Source organism: Cupriavidus basilensis (assembly GCF_000876015.1).
In the GTDB taxonomy this organism is placed as follows: Bacteria; Pseudomonadota; Gammaproteobacteria; order Burkholderiales; family Burkholderiaceae; genus Cupriavidus; species Cupriavidus basilensis_B.
Genome location: NZ_BBQM01000018.1, coordinates 16,197 through 39,626, shown reverse-complemented (window position 1 = coordinate 39,626; position 23,430 = coordinate 16,197). Strand labels below are relative to the sequence as shown.

Annotated in this window: 22 protein-coding genes; 6 read left to right on the top strand and 16 right to left on the bottom strand. The window is 63.7% G+C overall.

Annotated features, from left to right (window positions below):
* Positions 1-26 precede the first annotated feature (26 nt).
* From KF708C_RS18820 to KF708C_RS18810, 3 genes are read left to right on the top strand one after another with little or no spacing between them, the layout of a single operon-like run.
* Entirely contained in the window at positions 27-1,232 is a 1,206-nt protein-coding gene (locus KF708C_RS18820) for a chromate transporter (protein WP_029044092.1), read from the top strand.
* An 18-nt stretch (positions 1,233-1,250) separates the two neighbouring features.
* Positions 1,251-1,862: a superoxide dismutase gene (locus tag KF708C_RS18815; protein ID WP_020205265.1), complete on the top strand. Its 612-nt coding sequence runs from the start codon at positions 1,251-1,253 to the stop codon at positions 1,860-1,862.
* An 11-nt stretch (positions 1,863-1,873) separates the two neighbouring features.
* A complete protein-coding gene (locus KF708C_RS18810) occupies positions 1,874-2,335 on the top strand; it encodes a chromate resistance protein ChrB domain-containing protein (protein ID WP_020205264.1) in 462 nt (153 codons plus the stop codon).
* Between the two features lie 37 nt (positions 2,336-2,372).
* Here the strand turns inward: KF708C_RS18810 and KF708C_RS34715 are convergent, their stop codons facing one another.
* Positions 2,373-3,539: an inovirus-type Gp2 protein gene (locus tag KF708C_RS34715; RefSeq protein WP_081651507.1), complete on the bottom strand. Its 1,167-nt coding sequence runs from the start codon at positions 3,537-3,539 to the stop codon at positions 2,373-2,375.
* Between the two features lie 661 nt (positions 3,540-4,200).
* On the opposite strand from KF708C_RS34715, the gene KF708C_RS35775 reads away from it, so the two are divergent.
* A complete protein-coding gene (locus KF708C_RS35775) occupies positions 4,201-5,229 on the top strand; it encodes a hypothetical protein (protein WP_144195994.1) in 1,029 nt (342 codons plus the stop codon).
* A gap of 217 nt (positions 5,230-5,446) precedes the next feature.
* Here KF708C_RS35775 and KF708C_RS34710 read toward each other — a convergent pair whose 3' ends face one another.
* The 5 genes from KF708C_RS34710 to KF708C_RS18775 all read right to left on the bottom strand — a co-directional run bounded on the left by KF708C_RS34710 (position 5,447) and on the right by KF708C_RS18775 (position 13,558).
* Positions 5,447-6,655 carry a tyrosine-type recombinase/integrase gene (locus KF708C_RS34710; RefSeq protein WP_231401679.1) on the bottom strand — a complete coding sequence of 403 codons (1,209 nt, stop codon included), beginning with the start codon at positions 6,653-6,655 and terminating at the stop codon, positions 5,447-5,449.
* 446 nt (positions 6,656-7,101) lie between these two features.
* Complete coding sequence (locus KF708C_RS18790; protein ID WP_059412922.1) at positions 7,102-8,559, bottom strand: TolC family protein; 1,458 nt, start codon at positions 8,557-8,559, stop codon at positions 7,102-7,104.
* 63 nt (positions 8,560-8,622) lie between these two features.
* Positions 8,623-9,750 (bottom strand): ABC transporter permease, encoded by a 1,128-nt coding sequence (locus KF708C_RS18785; protein WP_059412921.1) that lies wholly within the window; start codon positions 9,748-9,750, stop codon positions 8,623-8,625.
* A 15-nt stretch (positions 9,751-9,765) separates the two neighbouring features.
* Positions 9,766-12,567 (bottom strand): ribosome-associated ATPase/putative transporter RbbA, encoded by a 2,802-nt coding sequence (rbbA, locus tag KF708C_RS18780; RefSeq protein ID WP_059412920.1) that lies wholly within the window; start codon positions 12,565-12,567, stop codon positions 9,766-9,768.
* A gap of 4 nt (positions 12,568-12,571) precedes the next feature.
* Positions 12,572-13,558, bottom strand: a complete 987-nt coding sequence (locus KF708C_RS18775; RefSeq protein ID WP_059412919.1) for an HlyD family secretion protein — start codon at positions 13,556-13,558, stop codon at positions 12,572-12,574.
* A gap of 374 nt (positions 13,559-13,932) precedes the next feature.
* On the opposite strand from KF708C_RS18775, the gene KF708C_RS18770 reads away from it, so the two are divergent.
* Together KF708C_RS18770 and KF708C_RS18765 are read left to right on the top strand one after the other, a co-directional pair.
* Positions 13,933-14,184 carry a type II toxin-antitoxin system Phd/YefM family antitoxin gene (locus KF708C_RS18770; RefSeq protein WP_059412918.1) on the top strand — a complete coding sequence of 84 codons (252 nt, stop codon included), beginning with the start codon at positions 13,933-13,935 and terminating at the stop codon, positions 14,182-14,184.
* Complete coding sequence (locus tag KF708C_RS18765) at positions 14,174-14,593, top strand: putative toxin-antitoxin system toxin component, PIN family (RefSeq protein ID WP_059412917.1); 420 nt, start codon at positions 14,174-14,176, stop codon at positions 14,591-14,593. The genes KF708C_RS18770 and KF708C_RS18765 overlap by 11 nt, the downstream gene beginning before the upstream one ends.
* A 186-nt stretch (positions 14,594-14,779) precedes the next feature.
* Here KF708C_RS18765 and KF708C_RS18760 read toward each other — a convergent pair whose 3' ends face one another.
* The 10 genes from KF708C_RS18760 to KF708C_RS18715 form a co-directional block, all read right to left on the bottom strand.
* Positions 14,780-15,211 carry a fimbrial protein gene (locus KF708C_RS18760; protein WP_269432158.1) on the bottom strand — a complete coding sequence of 144 codons (432 nt, stop codon included), beginning with the start codon at positions 15,209-15,211 and terminating at the stop codon, positions 14,780-14,782.
* Between the two features lie 473 nt (positions 15,212-15,684).
* A complete protein-coding gene (locus KF708C_RS18750) occupies positions 15,685-16,107 on the bottom strand; it encodes an SRPBCC family protein (RefSeq protein WP_059412914.1) in 423 nt (140 codons plus the stop codon).
* A gap of 100 nt (positions 16,108-16,207) precedes the next feature.
* Positions 16,208-16,339: a hypothetical protein gene (locus KF708C_RS36925; protein ID WP_269432157.1), complete on the bottom strand. Its 132-nt coding sequence runs from the start codon at positions 16,337-16,339 to the stop codon at positions 16,208-16,210.
* 58 nt (positions 16,340-16,397) lie between these two features.
* On the bottom strand, positions 16,398-17,504 hold the full coding sequence (locus KF708C_RS18745; RefSeq protein WP_059412913.1) for a fatty acid desaturase family protein: 1,107 nt from the start codon (positions 17,502-17,504) through the stop codon (positions 16,398-16,400).
* A 4-nt stretch (positions 17,505-17,508) separates the two neighbouring features.
* Positions 17,509-18,606 (bottom strand): sterol desaturase family protein, encoded by a 1,098-nt coding sequence (locus KF708C_RS18740; protein ID WP_059412912.1) that lies wholly within the window; start codon positions 18,604-18,606, stop codon positions 17,509-17,511.
* Positions 18,603-19,208, bottom strand: coding sequence for a phosphatase PAP2 family protein (locus KF708C_RS18735; protein ID WP_059412911.1), 606 nt, complete (start codon positions 19,206-19,208; stop codon positions 18,603-18,605). Before KF708C_RS18735 ends, KF708C_RS18740 begins: the two co-directional genes overlap by 4 nt.
* On the bottom strand, positions 19,205-20,503 hold the full coding sequence (locus tag KF708C_RS18730; protein WP_059412910.1) for a F390 synthetase-related protein: 1,299 nt from the start codon (positions 20,501-20,503) through the stop codon (positions 19,205-19,207). The genes KF708C_RS18735 and KF708C_RS18730 overlap by 4 nt, the downstream gene beginning before the upstream one ends.
* The gene (locus KF708C_RS18725) at positions 20,503-21,309 is read right to left on the bottom strand and encodes an MBL fold metallo-hydrolase (protein ID WP_059412909.1); all 807 of its coding nucleotides are present in this window, start codon (positions 21,307-21,309) and stop codon (positions 20,503-20,505) included. The genes KF708C_RS18730 and KF708C_RS18725 overlap by 1 nt, the downstream gene beginning before the upstream one ends.
* Positions 21,287-22,300 (bottom strand): NAD-dependent epimerase/dehydratase family protein, encoded by a 1,014-nt coding sequence (locus KF708C_RS18720; RefSeq protein ID WP_059412908.1) that lies wholly within the window; start codon positions 22,298-22,300, stop codon positions 21,287-21,289. The genes KF708C_RS18725 and KF708C_RS18720 overlap by 23 nt, the downstream gene beginning before the upstream one ends.
* Entirely contained in the window at positions 22,297-23,277 is a 981-nt protein-coding gene (locus KF708C_RS18715; protein WP_059412907.1) for a 3-oxoacyl-[acyl-carrier-protein] synthase III C-terminal domain-containing protein, read from the bottom strand. Before KF708C_RS18715 ends, KF708C_RS18720 begins: the two co-directional genes overlap by 4 nt.
* Between the last annotated feature and the right edge of the window lie 153 nt (positions 23,278-23,430).

The following is a 23,430-nucleotide window of genomic DNA, read 5'->3' as shown; positions in this document are numbered from 1 at the left end:
ATCAGGCTCACCCTTCAAGGCTGACGATGAACTCGCCCCAACCAACCGATACCTCCTCGGCGCAGTCAACTCAGAAGCGCCCCGGATACACGCTACGGCAACTGGTGCTTTACTTCCTGCGGCTTGGCACCTTGGGCTTTGGCGGCCCGGTGGCCCTCGCCGGCTACATGCACCGTGACCTGGTCGATGCGCGGCAGTGGATCACCGATGCCGACTATAAGGAGGGCATCGCGCTGGCACAACTGGCGCCAGGGCCGCTGGCGGCCCAGTTGGCGATCTATCTTGGCTATGTGCACTACCGCATCCTGGGTGCCACGCTCGTCGGGATCGCCTTTGTGTTGCCATCCTTCCTGATAGTGCTGGCGCTCGGCTGGGCGTACGTGCGCTTCGGTGGGCTGACGTGGATGCAGTCGGTGTTCTATGGCGTGGGTGCGGCCGTCATCGGCATCATCGCGATCAGTGCCTACAAGCTGACCAAGAAGAGCGTGGGCAAAGACAAACTGCTGTGGTTCATCTACCTGGTTCTCACCGCAGTGACGGTCATTACGGAGTCGGAGGTGGCCTGGTTGTTTCTCGCGGCCGGCGTGCTGGTCTGGTTTTGGCGTGCGCCGCCCAAGTGGCTGCGTCAAGGCAAGCTGAATGCGATAGCCGCAATGCCCTTGCCGGCGGCGAGCAACCTGCTGAGCACTGTGGACTGGCCTCTGCTCTCGCAGATCGGTGTGTTCTTTGCCAAAGCCGGCGCGTTCGTCTTCGGTTCGGGGCTCGCCATCGTGCCGTTCTTGTACGGCGGTGTGGTGACGGAACACCACTGGTTGAACGACAAGCAGTTTGTCGACGCCGTGGCGGTGGCAATGATCACGCCTGGCCCGGTCGTCATCACCGTCGGCTTCATTGGCTATCTGGTCGCGGGCCTGCCAGGCGCCTGCGTGGCAGCGGCTGCGACATTCCTGCCGTGCTACCTCTTCACGATTCTGCCGGCGCCGTACTTCAAGAAGTACGGCAAGCTGCCGGGCATCCTGGCGTTCGTGGATGGCGTTACCGCAGCGGCCATCGGTGCCATTACAGGAGCGGTCATCGTGCTCGCCAAGCGCTCGATCGTCGATATTCCCACCGTGCTGCTGGCGCTAGTCACCGTTGCGCTGCTGCTGAAGTTCAAGAAGCTGTCCGAGCCCATGATCGTTGCGGGTGCTGCCTTGATCGGGCTCGTGGCCTATCCGCTGCTGCATCACTGACTTGCCACAGGAGACGCCATGATTTACCAGATGACACCGCTCTCATGCGATTCAGCCAGGCTGCCTGGCCTGTCCGAGAAACTGATCGTCAGTCACTACGAGAACAACTATGGTGGTGCGGTAAAGCGACTTAACGCCATTGCGGCCGAGCTTGCTGTCATGGATGCGGCGACCTCGCCCGTGTTCGTGCTCAATGGGTTGAAGCGCGAGGAACTGCTCGCCACAAACTCGATGATCTTGCATGAGGTCTATTTCGACAGCCTAGGTGATGGTGGGCCGCTGGAAGGCAATCTGAAGGCCGCTATCGAGCGCGATTTCGGTTCGCTCGCACGCTGGCAAGCCGAATTCACGGCAATGGGCAAGGCGCTTGGCGGCGGCTCGGGATGGGTATTGCTCACCTACTCGCCGCGCAACCGGCGCCTCGTCAACCAGTGGGCGTCGGATCACGCCCATACGCTCGCAGGTGCTACACCCATCCTGGCGCTCGATATGTACGAGCACTCCTACCAGATGGACTACGGCGCCAAGGCAGCGGCCTATGTGGACGCGTTCATGCAGAACATCCACTGGAAACACGTGGCCGACCGTCTGGCGGCCCTACAGCAGCAAGCTGTTCATCCCGCAAACTAGCGGAGGCTGTCATGCAATGGATTACGCGGGAGCGCCCCAAGATCGATCGTATCGCCTGTCCTTGGCTGATCGCGCGCTTTATCGACGAAACACCGGACTTCTTGTACGTGCAGGCCGGGGATGTCCTGCGCATCGCCAACGAGAGTGGCGCAGTTCCCTATGACATCCCCGGTGTCGAACTTACGCATGTGGGCGAGCTTTGCAGCTTCGATGCCTTCCTCGCCAAGTACAACCTTGGTGGTGATCCGGCCCTGCAGCAAATGGCCGGAGTCGTGCGCGGCGCGGATACATCACGGCTGGACCTGACGCCGCAGTCCAGCGGGCTCTATGCGATTTCATTGGGACTGTCTCACGTTTTCGCCGACGACCATGAAATGCTTGAACACGGCATGGTGATGTACGACGCGCTATATGCGTGGTGTCAAAGCTGCCAGGCGGAGACACATGTGTGGCCACCAAGAATGTCCGTATGAAAGCACTTGGAGGCATTGGCAGTGGCTCAGTATCTGATCAGCAAGGAGTCGAGCGAGGGCGCCCAGGCCCTTTAGTACGCTTTTTTATCGCACGGCCCATCGTCAGCGCGCGTGCTTTGAGACTGGGTTTTACACGAAGAAGTTGGCCGTCCTTCGTGAAGTACTCGGCAACGTTGTCGATCATTCTCTCGAGCGCTGCGGTATCTCGGCAGTCAATGTTTCCGAAGTCCCACCGACCTTGATCGATCAGCACTTTCTTCCGATAGTGAGTACTGTGACCATACCCGGCATCACCGGTTATCGCCTCCCACCGATTGAACACGTGTTCGATGCGTTGAATATCATCTCGAACCCTCTGGCCATCGAAAATGAGCAGGACATGGTGATGAATGGCTGTCGATTGTTCGATCTTCCAGACATAGCCAATGAGATATTTGAAGAGTTCGGCATCTTTCCCATGAGGGTTGGAGAAGAAGCGCTTCCGATGATTCATGGCCTCCTTGATGTCGATTCGACCTCGATATTCGGCCCTGTATTTATCGTGAATGTGAGAGCGCTCGATGCCCATGTGAGTACCGAAGGCCTCCCGAAAGACAATATCTTCCTCAGTAACTGCCTCTTCCCTGTATTGCAGTTCACAACGGACAGCCAGGAGCTTCGTCGTTCGGATCGGCATAGTACGAAGGTAAGCCTTAATGAGCTCTCGCTGTATGCTTGTCTGTCCGTACCGCCAGTCGTGGAGCTCTTTCTTGATTCCCAATCGGATGGCTTCATCGCGTAGGTACGCAATGAACTCATCGAATACCTCGGCCTCCATGCGCCCGTCAGCGACATACCGTCGAGGACTAGTAAATAAGCAAGCTCCAATTCCAGGGTGGGTTATATGGCAGCGACGGAATAGCTCAATATCCGGCGTGTAGACATAGTGCTCAAAGAGCACGCTATGCAGATAACCGAAGTGACGGAAGTGGGTTGCCAGCTTTGAGCACTCCTTTACTGACCGTCGACCATGTCGTTCCTGAATTACATAGGCCTTGTCCTGAGTATAGAGTACGGCTTCGAGGAAGCTCACAAGCTTCTTGAACAGTTTGCTGTACTCTCCAACTTCCCATATGGTTGGTACATCCTCTACCTCGATGACATCCCATGTTGGAGTATGGTTGACTCTGAGTATATCGGGTATGTCGATTGTTGAGTTCAGCATGATCGCGTCCTTATCAGGTTCTCTGGTGGTCAATCAAAGGGAACATGTTGGCGACTTCGAGTCAGCTCATTCTTGCCGGTACTGTTGGAGCTGCTATATCATGCTGCCTTGTTGAGTTATTATTTCTCTGCTACTTCTCCATTTCTCCATTGCTATACTACTTCTCTGCTACCTTATTACTTTCCTAAATTGGAGGGTGATGGACGACCAGTCATTACTGGAGCTTGGTCGTGAACATCCTTCGTTATTGTGGCTCTTGTGCCTCAGGCATATTCTTCCGAATTGTCCAGTCTCGCTGCTATCAGTCTTCGCTAGATCCCGAGGGGCATCAAGCATCCCGCATGCAGTCCTGATGGAGACATGGGGTTCCACAGTAGCATCGGGTGCGGTGCTTCCCAACGAGTTTGCTAGCTTGGGAACTAACTTTATATCTCTGATGAACTAACAAATAGCTCATCAGAACTAACTAGAAGCCCACTGAGAACCAAGTATACGATGCTGCTGCTACCAACTCTGCTACCACTTCGTGCTAACCTAATAATTCTTTCGATACTTTGCTGTGCTCCGAGCAGAATTTGCAGGGCTACGTACCCGTTGGGTATTTGCTGAAATGAAGTATTGATTTTTGCGAGGGTTTTTAAATGGAGTGGAGTATAAACTGATGCTGGGAAAGCCGAGCATTGAGCAGGTGGAGGAGTTCTGGGGGAGAGATGCGGATCGATTTATTCGGACTGTCAAAGGAATATCGGTATGGATTGCCGGTCTGATAATTGAATACCGTAGAGGCAGGAGGTCAATTTTTAAGGTTGAGAATGATGTGGTGAATTACTCGAGAAATTATGACCTTGAGAATTTTGTGGGCTTGGTGTTTTCTGAGGATATTCTCAATGAAGTGGTGAAGATTTCGGTGAATCATCATCGGGAGTGTCGCCATCCATATTTTCGTTTGTGTGTGGATGTCATTTTGGAATGGGCCGGTAGCCAAGGTGTGTACGGAAATGATCCAAAAGATATCCGGCGTCTTGCGGTGCCGAAACTTATAATGGATCGCAAGGCTAGGTTAAAGGATTGCGAGGAGACTCGCCGATCCTTGTATGACCATTTTGATAAAGCTCTTGAGCGGGAGGCAAAGTCAAAGGAGCTTGTGCGGGAGATCAATTCTTGGCGGAAAGCTGCGGAAAAAGTTCAGAGTAGCATGCTGCGACTGACAAGTACGATAGTTATGTCTCATGAAGGCTTGCATGTATATCGACTGCAATTCAAAGGATTGGCGGTGCAGATTTATGATGCCATGCGAAGATTACGAAACGGCTTGGCTAGGAATCTAAAACATGAATTGAGAGATCAATATCTTGGGCACGCAATCTTCTTGAAGCAAGATGAAGGTGGCAGGTATTATATTGAGGTTTTGTTGTTTACAAAAAATAATGTCATTTGGCTCTTTGATAGATTAATAGAAATGGCTTCTCGTGAGGTGCTGCCGGTATTCGGGACGGTGGAGTTCTATGTGCGAGACCACATTCAGTGTGGAAAGATGAATGGTGAGATGGCATTAAGATTTGTCGTAATATTGACGGAGCCTGAATTTTATTTTAGAGCGAAGGTATTGAATGGTGATCGACGATTCTGGAGTGGTCGGAGGATAGTCAAGCCTAAACAAGTCGAGCGGATATCGCGGCAAAAAAAATAGTATTGTAGGTATATCAAGGCCGTTTTTTAGTTTCATTGGTCGAATATCAATTGTTGATTGTATTGGCCGGTTGGTGTAAGTGTTTTTGTAGTCGGAGACCGTAATGGCTACTGTTCTGGAGATGAAGCTTGTGAACTGTTTGTAGCTAGACAGTTACTCTGTTGGCCTATAGCTGCGGCGATGGAGGAGCAAGGGGAGTGTTGTCCGAACCTGGGGATTATGATTCTGTGGGAGCCACCGAGGCGTAGACATGGTTCGCCCACGACTCCATCAGCGGCCGCCGCTGCTCCAGTAAGTCCGTGCGATGGTAAGCCGCCTCAACTTTGTTAGCGACGGTATGTGCAAGTGCCCGCTCTGCAAGATCGCGCGCGTAGCCGTGCTCACTTGCCCAGTCGCGGAAGCTTGATCGAAATCCATGGGCCGTAGCAAAGCGGCCGGGGGTATCGCTTTCGGCCTTGGCCCTACGAAGGAATGCTGTGAGGGTCATGTCGCTAAGTATCTTTTCCCGCGGGGAGGGAAAGACTAGCGTATCGTGCAATTGACGTTCCTTTATCCTTTCGAGTAGCGAGACCGCTTTTTCCGACAGTGGCACACGGTGCATTTCGGCAGCTTTCATCCGATCCGCTGGAATGCTCCAGACGCGATTACGTAGATCGAACTCAGCCCAGGTCGCACCGCGAATCTCGCCGCTGCGTGTCGCGGTGAGGATCAGGAACAGGAGGGCCATGCGCGTGCTGTCGCCAGCATCAATCTCCTTGAGATGCTGAGAGACGAACGTCGGAACTTGCCGCCACGGCATGGCAGGTTGGTGGGTCTTCTTTCCCGATTGCTTTGGCAGGATGTGGTCGATAACGGTAAGCGGATTTGCCGCGATGTGGCCATGTGCCCAGGCCCATTGCATGACGGCGTGCATTCTTTGTCGGGTGCGACCAGCCGTTTCAGCCTTCGACAGCCAGATCGGACGCAGGGCATCGGCGCAATCCGCGGGCGTGATCGCATCCAGTTTTCTTGCTCCTATCTTCGGAAATACATAGGTTTCGAGCGTGCTGATCCATTGCGCTGCATGCTTCTTGTTCTTCCAGCCAGGCTTGAGTTCTTCATGCACTTGGCGGGCCGCTTTCTCGAAAGTGAGGGCCGCCGCGACAACAGCGGCGGCTTCGCGTTCTCGGTTCCGCTGGTCGATGGGGTCTTCCCCATTGTCGATGAGCTTGCGCATGGCGAGCGCCTTTTCGCGTGCCTCTGCAATTGACGTTTCGGGATAGGTGCCAAGACCCGCGTCGCGTCGTTTGCCTGTCGTCGGGCTGGTGAAGCGCAGAGTCCATTTGCAGCCGGATTTTGCTGGTGTCAGCAGTAGCCCAGTGACTTTCCCATCGAAGACAGGCTTGTCGTTTGGCTTGAGTGCTCTTGCTTGTTTGTCGGTTAGCATCGAATTCTGGCCCATCATTCAGCCCATCAGGAAACGTTGGATGGGGTTGGAAGATGCTAGCGTACATTGGACGGAGGGACGGTGCAAGCTATTGAATTTATTGAGAAATATTGGATGCCGTTGAACTGCCTTGGATCGGTATTTGGCAGACTCCGTCTCCGCCAGCAATGGCGGCAGAACCCCGGAAGATTGCGGTCTTCCGGGGTTTTGTTTTTTGTGGGCCGTCAGCGGACACATCACTGGGTGAATCCGTCTGTCGATTGCCCGCTTCCGCGTTGTCACGCGCCGCGCGTCCCGGCACGTTTTCACGGTCACGTCGGCACAGTGCACGTCGGCACGGCGCACGGTCGACGCCGCCCCGGCACTGCCAGCCGGTCACGCCAGAAAAGCCGATCCCGTTCTGCCGGTCTGGGCGGAACGCCCGATGCCGCTCACTTGCGCGCTGCTCATTCGCTGGCGTTCGTCGCCCGGCCGGCGGGCCATCCTCCGCCCAGCGCCCGGTACAGTTGCACGGAGGCAATGGCCTGGCCCGTCTGCGTCTGGACCTGCTCGTCCTCGCGCCGCAGCGCGTCGACGCGCGCATCCAGCACGTCCTGCAGCGTGCGCAGGCCGCCTTCATAGAGGCGCACGGCGCTTTCGCTGTTGCGCCGCGCGGTGGCCACCACCGTATCCAGCGTGGCGTTGCGCTGGTCCAGGCCACGGCGAACGCCGTAGGCGTTGTCCACCTCTTCGAGCGCGCGCAGCACGACCATGTCGTAGTTCGCCTGCGCCGCTTGCAGGCGGGCATCCGCGGCGTCGATATTGGCCTGGACGCGCCCGGCCGTGAAGATCGGCAGCTGCACGCCGACGCCCAGCAAGCCGCCGGAGCCGCTCAGCGCCGGCAGTCCCTCCAGGTGCAGGCGCCCGTCCTGGCCGAGGAAGGTCAGGTAGAAGCGCGGGAACAGCTCCGCCTTGGCGCTGCCGAGCTTGGCGGCCTGTGCCTGCACGAGCGCGGCGTTGGCGCGCACGTCGGGCCGCCGCTGGATGACCTCGGACGGCAACTGTCCGGCGGGAGGCGCCGGCACGAAGAACGCCGCCGGCGCGGGCAGCGCGGCGGTGCCCTGGGGCGCGTCGCCGGCGAGCACGGCCAGGCGGCGCTCGCGGACCGAGATCTGGCTCAGCAGCACGGGCCGCTGCGCGCGCAGCGCGTCGAGCTGTTCGCTCACGCGATCCACGTCGAACGGCAGCGCCTGCCCGGCGGCACGGCGCGCGCGGGTGTAGCGCAGCAACTGCGCCACGGTGTCGACGCTGCGGTCCAGCACCTGCAGGCGGCGCTGCAGGCCGCGCGCCGCGAAGTAGTTTTCGGCCACGTCGGCGGCGATCATCAGGCGCGTGCCGCGCATCTGCTCTTCGGCGCCGAGCGCGACGGCCGCGGCGGCCTGCGCGTCGCTGCGCCGGCCGCCGAAGACATCGATCTCCCATGCCACGGTGGCCCCGGCAAGGTAGCCGTCCACGCCCGGCGACATGTCGGGCAGGCCGGCCGGGCTGCGCAGGTCGGTCACGCCGCGCGCGGCGCGCGCCTGCGCCGAGAGCGTCGGGTAGAGCGCCGAATCGGCGATCCGGCCGGTGGCGTGCGCCTCCGCCACGCGGGCCTGCGCCAGGCGCAGATCGGGATTGGCCTGCAGGGTGCGGGTGATCCGCTGCGTCAGTTCGGGGTCATCCCAGTTCTGCCACCACTGCGACAAGTCCTGCCCGGCGCCCGGCGCGGCCGGATCGGGGGCTTCCGTGAACGCGGCGGGCAGCGCGACGCTGCCCGGCACGGCGACGCTCACCGTGGTGCAGCCGGGCAGGCCGAGCGCGACGCACGCGACAAGGCCGGCAACGGTGACAAGGGTGGCGAGGGTGGCTCCTGGACTATGGCTCAAGGCAGAAATCCGCTTGGGTGGCGTGGTTGCGGGGGAATGTGCGTGGCGTTCCGGCATGGCGGCCTAGCCCTGCTGCGCCAGCATGGAGCGAAAGCGCGCGAGCGCCAGCGCGAGGAAGATCCCGCCCGCGGCCGTGACGCCCAGCAACTGCGGCCACACGACCTCCAGGCCCGCGCTGCGGAACAGGATGGCCTGGGTGAGGTTGACGAACTGGGTGGTCGGCAGGAATTGCACGGCGCGCTGCATGGCGGCCGGCATGCTTTGCACCGGCGTGGCGGCGCCGGACAGCAGGTAGGCCACGGCGTAGGTCGGCACCGCCAGCAGGCCGAACTGCGGCATCGACGGCGCCACCGTGGCCAGCCACATGCCCAGCGCCGTGACGGAAAACAGGTACAGCGCCGTGCTCAGCGCGAACAGCGCCGGCGAGCCCGAGAGCGGCACCTTCAGCCACAGATGGACCACCAGCCACAGCGACAGCAGGGAGGCCACGAAGATCACCGCGCCGTTGGCGAGGATCTTGGCCACCGCGATCTCGCTGGCGCGCACCGGCATCACCAGCAGGTGTTCGATGGTGCCGTGCTCGCGTTCGCGGATGACCGCGGCGCCGACCAGGATGATGGCCAGCACGGTGATGTTGACCACGATCTGCATGGTGGACGTAAACCAGTGCGATTCCGTATTGGGATTGAACATCACCGTGCTTTCCACGCGCACCGGAAGCTGCGCCTCGATGTCGGCGGCGTGCAGGAATTCGAGCACCTCGCGCGTGAAGATCTGCTGCAGGTAGGCCGAGCCGAGCCCGGCCTGCGTCATCGCCGTGGCATCGACGAGCACCTGCACGGTCGGCGTCCTGCCGGCGAGCACGTCGGCCTCGAGGCGCGGCGGGATCTCGATGGCGAAGATATAGCGTCCGCGGTCCATCTCCTCGTCCACGGCATGCCGGTCCACGTCGACGGGCGTCTTGAAATACGGCGGGCGGATCGCGTTGCGCAGGCGGCGCGAGAGTTCGGAATGGTCGGCGTCGACGATGGCCACCGATGCGTTCGATACTTCCGCCTTGATGCCCTTGGCCACCGACTGCACGGCCAGCGTAAAGGCGAACGCGATCAGCACCATCAGCGTGATGTCGCTCGACAGGCTGCGCAATTCCTTGCCGCACAGCCGCGCCACGTTCTTGCACCACTGGTTCATCTCGGCGGCTCCGGGCTAGGTTTCCTGCTTGCGCAACAGCAGGCGCGCGGCAGCGAGGTATGACAGCGCAAAACCCAGCAAGGCCAGGTACATGGAGCCGAAGCTGCCCGCGCCCAGGCCCTTGGTGAAGCTGCCCAGGCTGACCAGCTGGAACCACGACGACGGAAATCCCAGCCCGATCCAGTAGCTGCTGCCGGTCAGCGTGGACACCGGATAGAGCAGGCCGGAGAAGTTGACGGACGGGATCAGGCACAGGATGGCGGTGCCGAAGATGGCCGCCACCTGCGAGCGCACGAAGGTGGACACCAGCAGGCCGAGGGCGGTCGCGGCCAGCACGAACAGCGCCGCGCCCAGCGACAGGGCGAAGAAGGAGCCCTTGAGCGGCACCTGGAGCAGCACGATCGCCAGCGCCACCAGGGTCAGGTAGCTGACCATCGCCAGCGCCACATAGGGCATCTGCTTGCCGATCAGGTATTCGCCCACGCTCGCCGGCGAGGCATACAGGTTGGTGATGGATCCCATCTCCTTTTCACGCACCACGCCGAGCGCGGTCAGCATGGTGGGGATCAGGATCAGCGCCAGCATGACGATGCCCGGCGTGATGGCGTAGATGCTGCGGAATTCCTGGTTGTAGACGAAGCGGGATTCGATGGCAATCGGCAGCGCCGGCGCCCGGGCCGGCTGCGCGCGCATCTGCGCCTCGGCATAGGCCAGCAGCACGCCGGTGACGTAGGCGCGCGTGGTCGCGCCGGGGAAAGGGCTGGAGCCGTCGATGCGGAACGCGACCTGCGGCTGCCGGCCGGCCAGCAGGTCGCGCGCGAAGCCGGGCGGGATCTCGATCACCATCGTGGCGGCGGCCGCGCGCAGGCGCCGGTCCGCATCCGCGTCGTCTCGCGCGGCGTCCGTCTGCACGAAGTAGCGCGAGCCGGAGAACTGCTCCACCAGCTCGCGGCTCGCGCGGCTCTGGTCGCGGTCCAGCACGGCGAAGCGCACGTTCTCCACGTCGAACGACACGCTCCACGCCGCGGCGCAGAGCAGCACGATGGGGCCGAGGATGGCAAACGCCAGCCGGAGCTTGTCGCGCGCCAGCTCCATGGCCTCGCGCCGGCCGAACGCCCACGTGCGCGCCAGCGCCGAGCCGCCGGACCTGGCCGCGCGGCGGCCGTCCGGCGGCGGGGCCGGCGCCGGTTGCGCGGGCGATGCCGGCGCGGAAGCCGCCGCCGCCGCAACAGCCGCAACAGCCGCGGTAGCCGCCGCCGCGTCACGAGCCGGACTCTCGGCTTCCTCCAGGTAGCTGACGAAGGCATCCTCCAGCGTGTGGGCGTGGCGGCTTTCCTGCAGCTCCGCCGGCGTGCCCACCGCCAGCACCCGGCCGCGATGCATGAACGAGATGCGGTCGCAGCGCGCGGCCTCGTTCATGAAGTGGGTGGAGACGAAGATGGTGACCTGCTGCTGGCGCGAAAGCTGCGCCAGGTGGCGCCAGAACATGTCCCGGGCGGCCGGGTCCACGCCGGAAGTCGGCTCGTCGAGGATCAGCACTTCCGGGTGGTGCAGGCAGGCCGCGGCCAGTTGCAGGCGCTGGCGGATGCCCAGCGACAACGCGGCGGGCTGCGCATCGGCATATGGCTCCAGCTCGAAATCACGCAGGGCCTCTCCCACGGCCTGCCGCGCCGCGGCGTTCTCCATGCGGTAGAGCTTGGCGTGCAGGTCGAGGTTCTGCCGCACCGTGAGCTCCTCGTAGAGCGAGAACGCCTGCGACATGTAGCCCACCCGCATGCGCGTGCGCATGTCGCGGGCGTCGATGGTCTGGCCGAGCAGGCGCGCGCTGCCGCTGGTGGCGTCGAGCAGCCCGGTCAGCATCTTCATGGTGGTGGTCTTGCCGCAGCCATTGGAGCCGAGAAAGCCGAAGATCTCGCTGCGCCCGATGCGAAAGCTCACGTTGTCCACGGCGACGAAGTCGCCGAAGCGCCGCGTCAGGCCCTCGGCCTCGATGGCGGGCCCGCGGTCGTCGGGCGGGCGCGGCGGCATCACCAGGCCCGCGGCGCTGCCGCGCCGCGAGGCCGGCAGCAGCGAGACATAAGCCTGTTCAAGATCGCTGGTGCCGGCACGCGCGAGCACGTCGGCGGTGCGATCGCACACCAGCACCTTGCCCATGTCCATTGCCACCAGATGCTCGAAGCGCTGCGCTTCCTCGATGTACGCGGTGGCGACGATCACCGTCATGTTCCGCAGCTCCGCCCGCAGGTCCTCCACCAGCGTCCAGAACTGGCGCCGCGACAGCGGGTCCACGCCCGTGGTGGGCTCGTCGAGGATCAGCAGGTCGGGATCGTGCACCAGCGCGCAGCACAGCCCCAGCTTCTGTTTCATGCCGCCCGAGAGCTTGCCCGCCGGCCGGTCCGGGAACGGGGCGAGGCCGGTGGCCGTGAGCAGGCGCGCGATGCGCCGGCGCCGCTCGGCCGCGTCCAGGCCGAACAGCCGGGCGAAGAAATCGATGTTCTCGACCACGGACAGCGTCGGGTAGAGATTGCGCCCCAGCCCCTGCGGCATGAAGGCCACGCGCGGCGACAGCGCCTCGCGCGCGCGCCGGTCGCGCAGATCCGCGCCCAGCACCGAAACGCTGCCCTGCTGGATGCGCTTGACCCCGGCGATCAGGCCCAGCAGGGTCGACTTGCCGACGCCATCGGGGCCGATCAGGCCGATGGTGGCATTGCCCGGCAGCGTGAGCGACACGTTGTCCAGCGCCACGCTCGCGCCATAGCGGTGCGAGACGCCCTCGACGCGGATGGACGCGGCCTCGCCGGCGTGCTGGCTGGCCACGGCGTCAGTCCGGCCGCTTGCGCGGCGCCAGCGCGGCGGGCCAGGGCTGGGAGGCGTCCAGGCGCACGAAGCCGTCGCCCGTCATGCCGGCCTTCAGCCTGGCCGCGTAGTGCCGCGCCATCTCCGGCGTCAACTGCAGCTTGACGCGGTACATGAGCTTGGCCCGCTCGGCATCCGTCTCCACGTACTTGGGCGTGAACTGCGCCTCGCTGGCGACGAAACCGACTCGCGCCGGGATCGGCTCGTCCGGCATCGCATCCAGCACGATGCGGGCTTCGTCGCCGATGGCCAGCTTGCCGGCGGCGCCGGCCGGCAGGAACACGGTGAAGTACATGTCGGCCAGATTCAGCAGCGACACCACGCGCCCGCCCGCCGGCAGCACCGCGCCGACCTCGATCACGCGGTATTCCACGCGGCCGGCCACGGGCGCATGGATCACGCTCTCGTCGAGCAGCACCTTCAGGCGGGCGATCTGGGCATCGGCCTCCACGATCGCGGCCCGGGCCTCGCCGAGCGCCGCCCGCGCGCCCGCCGCGCCCGCGTTCTCGCCATCCAGGCCAAACTGCCGGCGATCCCGCTCCACCGAGGAAATCTGCTGGTCCTGATAGAGCTTGACCGCCTCGGTCAGCTCCAGCCGCGCCAGCCGCTGCCGGCTCGCGCGCGCATCGATTTCCGCCTGCGCCCGCGATGCCGCCTGCATGGCGCGCTCCCGCGCGGCGTTGGCCAGGCTCAGCTGGGCCTGCAGTTCGGCGTCATCCTGGCGCGCGACCACGGCGCCGGCAGCCACGGCATCGCCCTCGCGCACGGGCAGGTCGATCACGCGGCCGCCGTACTTCACGGCCACGTCGAGCCGGCCGATCTCCATGCGCCCGTTGCTGTGGACGACATACGCGGGCCAGGGATCGCGATGCGTGCCAAGCCACCACAAGGTGCCCGCGACGACCATGACCGACAACAGTGCTGCGATACCCCAGCCAGGCTTCTTTTTCATCGACTATCGTGCCCCGAATGGGCAGGCGTTGTTGGATGGCTCCGGGAACCGGGCTATCAGCGCGAGGGGTGGGCGAGAGGGGAGGGACATCGGGAAAGCCTTGAGCCGTGGGGCGACGGGTGCGGGTGTCGAAATGTTATCCCGGCGATGGTACGGCGGCTTGATCTGGCGCAAGCCAGCGGCGGTGTCGCCTCTTTTGCGATGGCGGGCTCTCGCTCCGTGATCGCCGGCTCGCGCGTGCCGATGTGCGGCGCGGATTCTCTCGCGCCGGTGTGCCGGGCAAGCAGCATGGCAAGAACATGCCGATATCCCCTCCAAATTGACTTCGCCTGTAAGTGGTGTACGATTTGTACAAAACGTACAGAGAGTGAGTCATGCGAACCATTACAGCAAGTGAAGCCCGGCAGGGGTTTGCCGAGGTGCTTGAAGCTGCCCGGCGGGAGCCCGTGGTGATCCAGCGCCAGAAGCGGGATGTGGCCGTGGTGATGTCGATGGACGAATACGAGCGCCTGGTACACCTCAACGTGGCCGAGTTCCAGCGCTTCAGTGATCGTGTCGGTGCCAAGGCGAAGGAAGCTGGCCTGACGGAGGACGTGTTGCAGGGATTGCTGAGCAGTGAGAACTGACCGAAAGCTGGTAATCGATACCAACCTCTGGATCAGTCGCTTGCTCATGCCTGGCGGGACGGCAGCCAAGGCTGTGGATCACGGACTGGCCTGGGGTGTGCCGCTGATGACGGAGGAAACGTTGGCGGAGCTGGCGGATGTGCTGGCCCGACCGAAATTCGACCGCTACGTCTCCCGCGAAGACCGCCAGCAATTCGTGCTTCTGCTCGGTGGGGTTGTTCGGGTGGTCACCGTCACCCGCCGGATGACGGCATGCCGCGACCCCAAGGATGATAAGTTCCTGGATGCGGCGCTGAGTGGCGAGGCGAAGGTCATCCTGACCGGAGACTTGGATCTGCTGGAACTGCATCCTTTCCATGGCATCGACATACTGAGGCCGGTTGATTTTCTGAGTCGGCCAATCGATTGAAGAAGGTCCTTCCAGCTTTGGCCAGCGGGGGAAATCTCGACATTCCCGGAGCATTTGAGAGGCGCTGTAGGAGGAAACACCATGGCCAGGACCATCCCCATAGCAATGCGCAACGCATCGGCTGCCGGCTCGGTCGTGGATGGCGCGCCTATGCGTGTGGCGAACGAGCGCCGCGCTGACCCCCTTTTACTGGTAGCTCATGATGAAGGTGGCCACGCCGTTGATCGAACCCGCACCAACGGCGCCGGTGGCGACGTAGCGCACGCTCAGCGGGATGTTGAGGGCGCTGGCGCCGGTGGTGCCGCCCACTCGCCACTGGCCGGGGTTGCCCGGCGCAACCGAATCCGGCCCGTAGCTGACCGGTGTGCTGCCGCGAAAGATGCGCAACCGCACGCCGGTGGCGGTGGAGCCGGATGCCGGAGTCAGCAGGTCGCTGCGGTTGCCTGGCGTGGTGAGGTCGGTGAGGGTGATGTAGACCGTGGGGCCGGAGGCGCAGTTGCTCAGGCCGATATTGAAGCCGGTCTCGCCGCCGCTGCCTTGTGCGCTCAGCACGGTAGCGTTGATGGGATCCATGGGGACCCTGATCGATGCGTTGGTCACGGTACACGTCGTTTGCATCATCTTGCCCAGGGATGCATTTCGAAACCACGTTTGCCAGGTGAAAGGAGAGGCGGGGTCCCATATCAATGTGGCGCCAATCATTCTGGTGAGGATAGGGGATCAACGCGGCGAAGAGATCGACTTTCCGGTGAGAGCCGACCCGACGCCCTCCATGCGTAGTGGATGGCGCTGCACGCTGCGCGGATAGCGTGCAGCCGGCTCGCCTGGTTGAGCGTACTGATGGCGCCCGATCGGCGGAGCGTGCTCCAACTCGGGAAGACGATCGCGTCCGAGTCGTTTGAGGTGGCGAGCGATGGTGCCGACTTCCAGCCTTGGCTCGTTGGCAGTGAGATGAACGCCGAGGTGGTATCGGCGTGTCCGTCGATATTGGTCTGACCTGGCGTTTCTTCAGTGCCGCCGTGATGTGACGCCGTCAGGCTGGCGTCGCGCGCCTCGGACGAAGTCCAAGGCTCTGGCTGGATCGAATGGATTCACGCACCCAACTGTTCCGCACGAGAACCGAGGGCAGCGATGACATCGGCGAAGTCGGAAGTAACCGCAGCCCCCACCTCGCTGGCTGCCGGCTCCGGTCCGTCGACTTCGCAGCGATAGGTGATCCGGGTGCTGTGCCCGGTCGCCGATAGTTCGTGGCGAACGCGGACGACCACACCGGCGTCGGGGACCTCGGTCACATCCTCGAAGCCCTTGTCGGCCTCAACCCACGCGAAGCGGAACGGCAGCGCCGTCGAATCCGGCAGGACCATCACCGCCGTCGTGCCGGCCCGGAACGGCCCATGCATCTCGATTCTGAGGACGCCCTTGTTCCACTCCGACCACTTCTCCGGCTCCGCCAGGATGCCGAAGACCTGGGCCGGTGTCGCGGCGCATTCACCTGTGACCTCGACTGTCCACATATCAACTCCTTTCAACATGGCAAGCGCATATACATGTCACGGCCTGCATCGCCTGGAGACCGTTGCCGACGATCTTGGCCAATTGCGGTCAAGTATGGCGTCATTTGCCGAAAGCTTCGTTGATGCGTGTCATCGAGGTGTCGGGTCGTCCGGTCTGGCAATGACAGATCGCTGAGCCGATCTCGTTGGCGCCGTGGACGAGAACGGTACGAGTAGCCAACATGTCTTCCATCCACCTATCGCCGACTTCGTTCGCGCAAACGGAGCCATCTTCCGCACATCATGTTGGTTCAGCGTGGGCCCGGGGCACCCATCCGTTTCAGGAACCGCTGCTGGGCGGCGATGAGCTCGCGATACGTGAGCACGCGATACGGCAGGCCGTGACGGGCAGCGATCGGCGCCGCCAGTGCCGCGAGCGCGTCGCAATGGCGGTGGTGCCATGATGGAAACAGGTGATGGGTGGCGTGGCGATGGAGCCCTCCCAGCCAGAAACCGATCCAGCGCGGCCGCGGCAGCCAGTCCACCGCGGTGTACAGGCCGTGCTCGCGCCGGCCATGCGGCATCGTCCCGCCTGGCGGTTCCCGGTAGAACGCGACATCGGCCCAATGCGTGCCGAGCAGCAGCCCGACGACGAGGCAGGACGCCGCCATTTGCGCAACGACATAAGTGCCAAGCGCGGCGCTCCAGCCGATGCCCATCCTGGACAGGATCCAGGCCGGCAGCACCAGCATCAGCGCGAAGTGTGCCAGCTTCGTTGCAACGAACAGAAGCCAGCCGCCGGCACCACGCAGGGCGCGGCGCTTGCCGACAGGGGTCAGCCCGAGCCGATCGGACCAGTCGTAGACCCAGCCGACATATGGCATCGACAAGGCTGCGATCAACGGCCAATACAGGTGCTGACAGCGATGGTGGGCGCGTCTTTTCTGAAATGGCGTCTGGCACAGGAAGAAATTCTCTTCCATGTCGAGGTCACGGCCTTCGATGTTCGCGTAGGGATGATGGAATTCGACATGGCGAACGCGCCAATATGCCGGCTCGATGCCCAGGGGCAAGGCGGCGACCCGCGCGATCAGCGCTTGCCAGTGCCGGGATGCCGCGCGGGATGTGCGCATGGGATCGACAAGGGTCCCGTGGGCTGCGTCATGCAGGACATTGACGGCCAGCAGCGCGAACAGCATGACGCAGGCGATGTAGCTGACCATGAAACGCATCGATCCGTCCGCCGTCAGCGCGAGTGCGCCTGACCCGGCCGCGGCGGCGAGAAGAACGGCGCCTTTCATCCAGTGCCGTGCGTTCGCGTAGCGATGATCGCCCGCCTCGCGCAGATAGGCCCCGGCCGCCTCGCGCAGTGCAATATCGAAGGCCGATTCGCCGGTGGGCCAGAAGCGCGTCGTCATCGCGTCATGCCTCCGGAGCGCGCGCGAACAGACAGGCGAGGCCGTGCAGTGCCAGCAGCGCGAGGAGCACGCAGCCGAGCGGATCGCGCCAGCCAAACAGGCCCGCGAAGCAGGCGGGCATCGCCAGCGCCATCGCGCTCCAGGTGCGGCGGGCGCTGCGCCATCCATCCGACAGCGCGCCGAGCGCGATCGTCTGCATGACGATCCACACAAACAACAGGGGCTCCTGCGGTGACGGAAGCAGGCCTTGCCACCGCACATAGTAGATGGCGAAGCCGAACAGGATGAGGCCACCGCTGGCGATCCAGCCGTCGGCCATCGGTGACGACGGGGTGGCGGCCCCGCGCCTGGGCACGTCCAGGCCGAAGCAGCGAAGCACCGGGATGTTGTTCGCCCAGAACGGATTCGCCGAGCCCACGGCGTCATGGACGCCGTAGCGGATCTTTACGCGGGGAAGCTCCGCCTGATAGGTGCCGAACAGCTTGTCCCAGAGCAGCAGCGTGCCGCCGAAGTTCTTGTCGATGTACTCGGGATTCAGGCCATGATGAACCCGGTGATTCGCCGGCGTGACGAAGACGCGGTCGAGCCAGCCGGAGCGGTGGATAGTGCCGCAATGGTTGTAGAACTGGACCGAGTAGTGAAAGGCCGAGACCAGCACGAACACCTCCACCGGAACGCCGACCACGGCCAGGCCGGCGAAGAATGGGATCGATGTCAGCGACGAGTACCAGGAGTTCCGCACGCCCAGGGACAGGTTGTAGTGCTCGCCTTCGTGATGGACCGCGTGGACGGCCCACATCAAGGGAATGCTGTGATGCAGCCGGTGAAGCCAGTAGAAACAGAAGTCCCAGGCGAAGAAGGCGAATATCCAGACGCCGAGGGCGCCGGTCCGGGTGACCCAGTGGAGATTCAGGTGCGCCGACAGCCATGCGAACAGCATGACCTCGAGGCCACGGAACAACCACATCACGATATGGCCGGAATTGAGGTTGAAGATCACGTCGCGCCATGGCGTTCGCTGCCCTCGGAGCCAGCGCAGGCCGGCAACGTCGGCAAGGACCAGGACGAGCATCAGTGCCAGCGGCAGCGCGAACATGTTCATGGCAGCATCCTCATGGAGCGGAATGGCCGGCGTGATGCGATCGCGCCGCATACAAGCGCGACGAGCAGGCCCGCGGACGTGTCGAGCGCCAGATGGCGGCGCGTCTGGACCATCGCACAGGCGATGGCCAGCCCCCAGAGCGCGGCCAGCGCGCTTTGCCATGGGCGCCGGGCGTCCGCCAGCGCCCATACCGAAAGGTAAGTCAGCGCCGCATGCAGCGATGGAAGGCAGTTTTGTGAGGAGTCGCCGGCAATCAGCAGGCGAAGCAAGCGGGTAGGGATAGACGCATCATCGAACAGGGGATAACTCAGCGTCGTGGGGTACAGCACGAAGACCACGCCCGACACGATCGCGCTCAGTTGCATGGATCGTGCGAGCCAGGGCAGGCGGAGCGCCTCCGCGCGCAGATAGGCGAACGGAATCAGCGCGAAGAACGACAGGTACAGCCAAATGCCTCGCGGGTCGAATGGAATGAGCCGGTCCAGCGCGGTCTCCGGAATCGCCGTGCCGGATCCCTGCGCGAGGGCGGCGGTCGTGTAGACGATGCCGACCGTGCCCCAGCCGAGCGCCATTGCGCGCAGTCGGAAGATCCATCCGTTCATCGGGGCTCCCTCGCGCGGGTGATGCGCCGTCGCTTCAGCATGAAATCGGTGTTCGGCAGGCGGTCTGCCACCGTCCATTCAATGGCCTGGGTGGCGACGCCGAGCCGGGCGAACACGTCCTCCAGGTGTTGCCGGCAGGCCGAAGCGCAAATGCTTGTGCCGGGTCCCGCATCGACCGAGAGCGCCAGCGACGTCGAGCCGGTCTGTATGAGCCGGTAGTCGGCATGCATGGGAAGCGCCTGGGCAAGCGCCCGGGCACACACATCGGCGAAGACGGTGCGCTCCACGCCGTCGATGCCCGGCAGCACGAGCATATCGTCGCAGCGCCCTTCAATCCGCTCGATCGCCCTTGCGGGATTCCCGCAGGGGCAGGCCGCGTGGCGGACGGTGAGCACGTCGTCGAGCCGATAGCGGACGATGGGCTGGGTGCTGCGCGTGAAATCGGTGATGATCGGCACAAACCGCGACTCGTCCAGCCACTGGGGTTCGATGTGCACGAACTCTTCGTTCAGGTGCATTGTCCCGTGCGGGCAGGTCGCACCGAGGAAGCCCTCGGTCGCCTGGTAGACCTCGCCGACGCTGGCGAAGGCTTCGCCGAGCAGTGCGCGGTCCAGCGGCTCGAGCACTTCGGCGACGGCGACAGCCCGGCACTGGCGCAACGTGGCGGCTCGATTCCCGTGCACGCCCAGGACGATGGCGCGCAGCACCTGTGCCGGCGCGACGATGATGGTCGGACGGTACGCTTCGAGTCGATTCAACAGGGACTCGAGCGGCTGGAAAAGATCGTAAAAGACGAATGAGAGCCACGGTGTCCGTACTGTCGAATAGAGCCGGTTGTTCGCGCGCAGAAACAGTGCCACGCGCTCCCGGTGCATCAGTCCCCGGGGCAGCATCTTCGCCAGCATGATGCCTGCCCATGTGGCGCGCTCATCCGCGCTGGCGACGAACACGCCTCGGCTTCCCGAGGTGCCCGACGACAGGCCGACGCTGTAGCCGCCGAGCGTGGCACTGAAGTCCCGGTCATGCTCCGCGCGCATCGCGCACGCCAACACCTCCTGAAGTTTCAGTCCGGCGGTATTCATCTCGTCGAAATGGGCGAGCATGACCTGCTTGTCCATCAACGGCCAGGTGTGGCGCGGCCGATCGGCGTATGGACGGAACCACGGACTGTGTCTCAAGACGGTGCGCGCGAATCGATCGATCGCGGCCGCCTGGTGGCGTTCCAGCGCCGCCCGATCCGCATGGCGGCGCAGACGTGCATTCGCGTAAGCCCACAGCAGGCGGTGCAATCGCATCAGCGGGCTTCCTCATGCGTCAGCAGAATGGACACGCGGCCCGTGGCATGGAGCCGGTGCAGCTTGTCGAGCGTCGCGTAGTACGCCACCGGATCGTCCATGATCAGGTGCGCCAGCCGGGAGGGGCCCCGCGGCTCCAGGTAGCCTTCCGGGGACCACGCGGCATCGGAGGCGAGCAGCACCCAGCCGTCGCGGGTGTCGACGAACGCGCCGATGTGGCCGGCCGCATGGCCGGGCAGTTCGACGAGCAGGATCTCGTTGCCCGCATTCGGCAGGGCGTAGGCCCGGCCGAACGGCGCCAGCGCGGCGGACAGCGCCATGTGTCGGAACGTTTCGACGAATCGGGCGCGCGTGCCGAAATCGCTCGGGACAAGCTCGGGAACGAAGCCGCGGCTAAGCGCCCGAATGCCGCGCAGAGGATGCGTCGCCCGCCAGCCGTTTCCCGAACAGATCAGCGGCACGCCGGGAAAATCGCGCAACCCGGCGATGTGATCGCCGTGAAAGTGCGACATGATGATGCCGTCCAGGTCGGCCGGACGCAGGCCCGCTCTCGCGAGCTGGTGGACGAGAGCCTCGGCGGCATCGAAGCGTACCGGCGTGACCCAGCGATAGAGCGCATGGATGCCGCGCCGTGTGTGGTCGAGGAAATGCGATGCATAGCCGGTATCCCACAGCCAGCGGCGGCCCTTCGCTTCGAGCAGATAGCCGCGCGCGGGGAAGGCGCGCGCCGAGAGGCCCGCGCCCCGCAGCGCAATGCAGGCCGGATGGATGCAGTAGCCCGCCTCAAATGCCGTAATGGTCGCCATGGCCACGAATCCAGTCGGCAGTCAGGCGAATGCCCTCGTCGATGCCGTGGCGAGGGTGGTAGCCCAGCCGCTGCCGCGCTCGCGCATTGCTCAGTGTCATGTCGAAATGCAGCGCGCCTATGCCATAGCGCGTCAACAGCGGCTCGCGGCGGCGCAGCCGCGCCCCGAGTTCGGCCGCGCGCGCAGCCGCGTCGAGCAGCGGGTACGGAAGCGCGCGAATTCGGTATCGCAGGCCCAGGCCGTCGCCGAGCAGGCGCTGGAGCATCGACGCCAGCGTGCATGGCTCGAAGTTGGTGATGTTGAACGCCTCGCCGGAGGCAACGGGCGCATGGGTGGCGGTCTTCATGGCATGCACCACGTTGCCGACGTAGGTCATGTCGATGAACGCCTTCCCGCCACGCGGCAGCGGAAGCACACCGTGCCGGGACCGCAGCAGTTGCAGGATGCGCGGCACGATCACCCGATCATGCGGGCCGAAGAGACCGCGAGGCCGCAGGATGACGAAGGTGGTCCCGCGCCATTGGCTGGACAGCGTCAGGATGCGATCCTCGGCCGCCGCCTTGGTGGCCGCATAGTGATTGGCTAATCTTGCCGCGCGATACGTTTCTTCGATGCCGCGATGGTGCCGGTAGTCGAAATAGATCGAAGGCGTCGATACGTGCACGAAGCGGCGGACGCCGCGTACCGCGGCAGCCTGCGCCATATGCCGGGTGGCCGATACATTGGCCGCCACGAAGTCCGCGTGACGGCCCCAGGGTGCGGACAAGGCGGCGCAATGCCAGACCGCGTCGACACCGTGAAGCAGCGCATCGGCTTTCGCCTCGTCGAGCGTTGCCAGATCCGCGGGAACGAATTCGGCGCCGTTGCGCTCCAGTGCCTCGCCTGCGGCGAGGTTGCGCCCGGTCGCACGCACGGCGATGCCGTCGCGCAGCAGCGCGTCGACCGCATTGCGGCCCAGCCCGCTGGTCGCGCCGGTGACCAGGATCGTCATATGACCAGGACCATTCCGCCAAGCGTCAGTCCGGCCGCGGTGCCGATCAGCAGCACGCGGGTACCGCGGAAGATGCGGCGCTGTGCGAATGCCTCATGCAGTGCCGTCGGGATGGACGCGGCTACCTGGTTGCCATGTTGCCGGTAGATGTCGACGACATCCTCCGGCCTTATCCCGAGACGCTTGCGCACGTGTTCCATGCCGAGGTGGCTGGCCTGATGCGGTATGACGATGTCCACGTCGCCGGGGCCGTATGGCAGGCCGGAAAACAGGCGTTCCACGAACCCGCCCATCAACTCGGACGTCAGCCTGAACAGGCGCCTGCCATCCATTCTGAAGAGGTAGTCCGCCGGTTCGGCGCCGGTGCGCGGGTTGCGGCGCGTGCCGCCGGCGCGGACCTCGCAGAGGGTATTGCCTGCCGGGTGCGTCTCCATCCGGAACGCGTCGATGCCTGTACGGGCGTCGCCTTGCTCGACGATGGCCGCGGCGGCGCCGTCGCCAAAGATCAAGGAGGCCTCGGGGTTGTCCCAGTCGACGCCGCGCGATGCCAGGTCGGATGCCGCAATGGCGATGCGCCGGTAAGTGCCGCTTGCCAGCAGGCTGGCTGCCAACTGCAAGGCGGCCAGAAAGCCCAGGCAGCTCGCGTTGATGTCGAACGCCGGCGTGCCGGCGGGCAGTCCGGCCGGCTCCAGAATCCGGCTGGCGGTGCTGGGCAAGGCCTGCTCGCCGACTCCCGACACCGACAGCAGCAGATCGATCGACGCGGCCTCGCACCGGCCGCGCCGCATCGCATCGCGCAGCGCGGCCGCGGCCAGTCCGGATTGCGTCTCGCCGGGTGCGGCAACGTAGCGGAAATCGATGCCCGACTTGCTCCGGCAGAAGCCGGGCAGGGCTCCCAGCTTCACGTCGAGTTCGTCGGATGAAACGCGCTGCGATGGCAGTGCCTTGCCGGTACAGAGAATCGTGAGGGACAGCATGGTGTTACTGCGGCGTTGCTCGTGAGGCACGCCGATCTGTCTCGACGAGGGTTGTGTCGATCATCATGGGCGTTCGTCGGAGCGGAGCCGCTTCATCCTCGGGTATCGGGGGCGCATTGCCGGCGAGGGCCGGAGATTCATTCGTGTCATGCG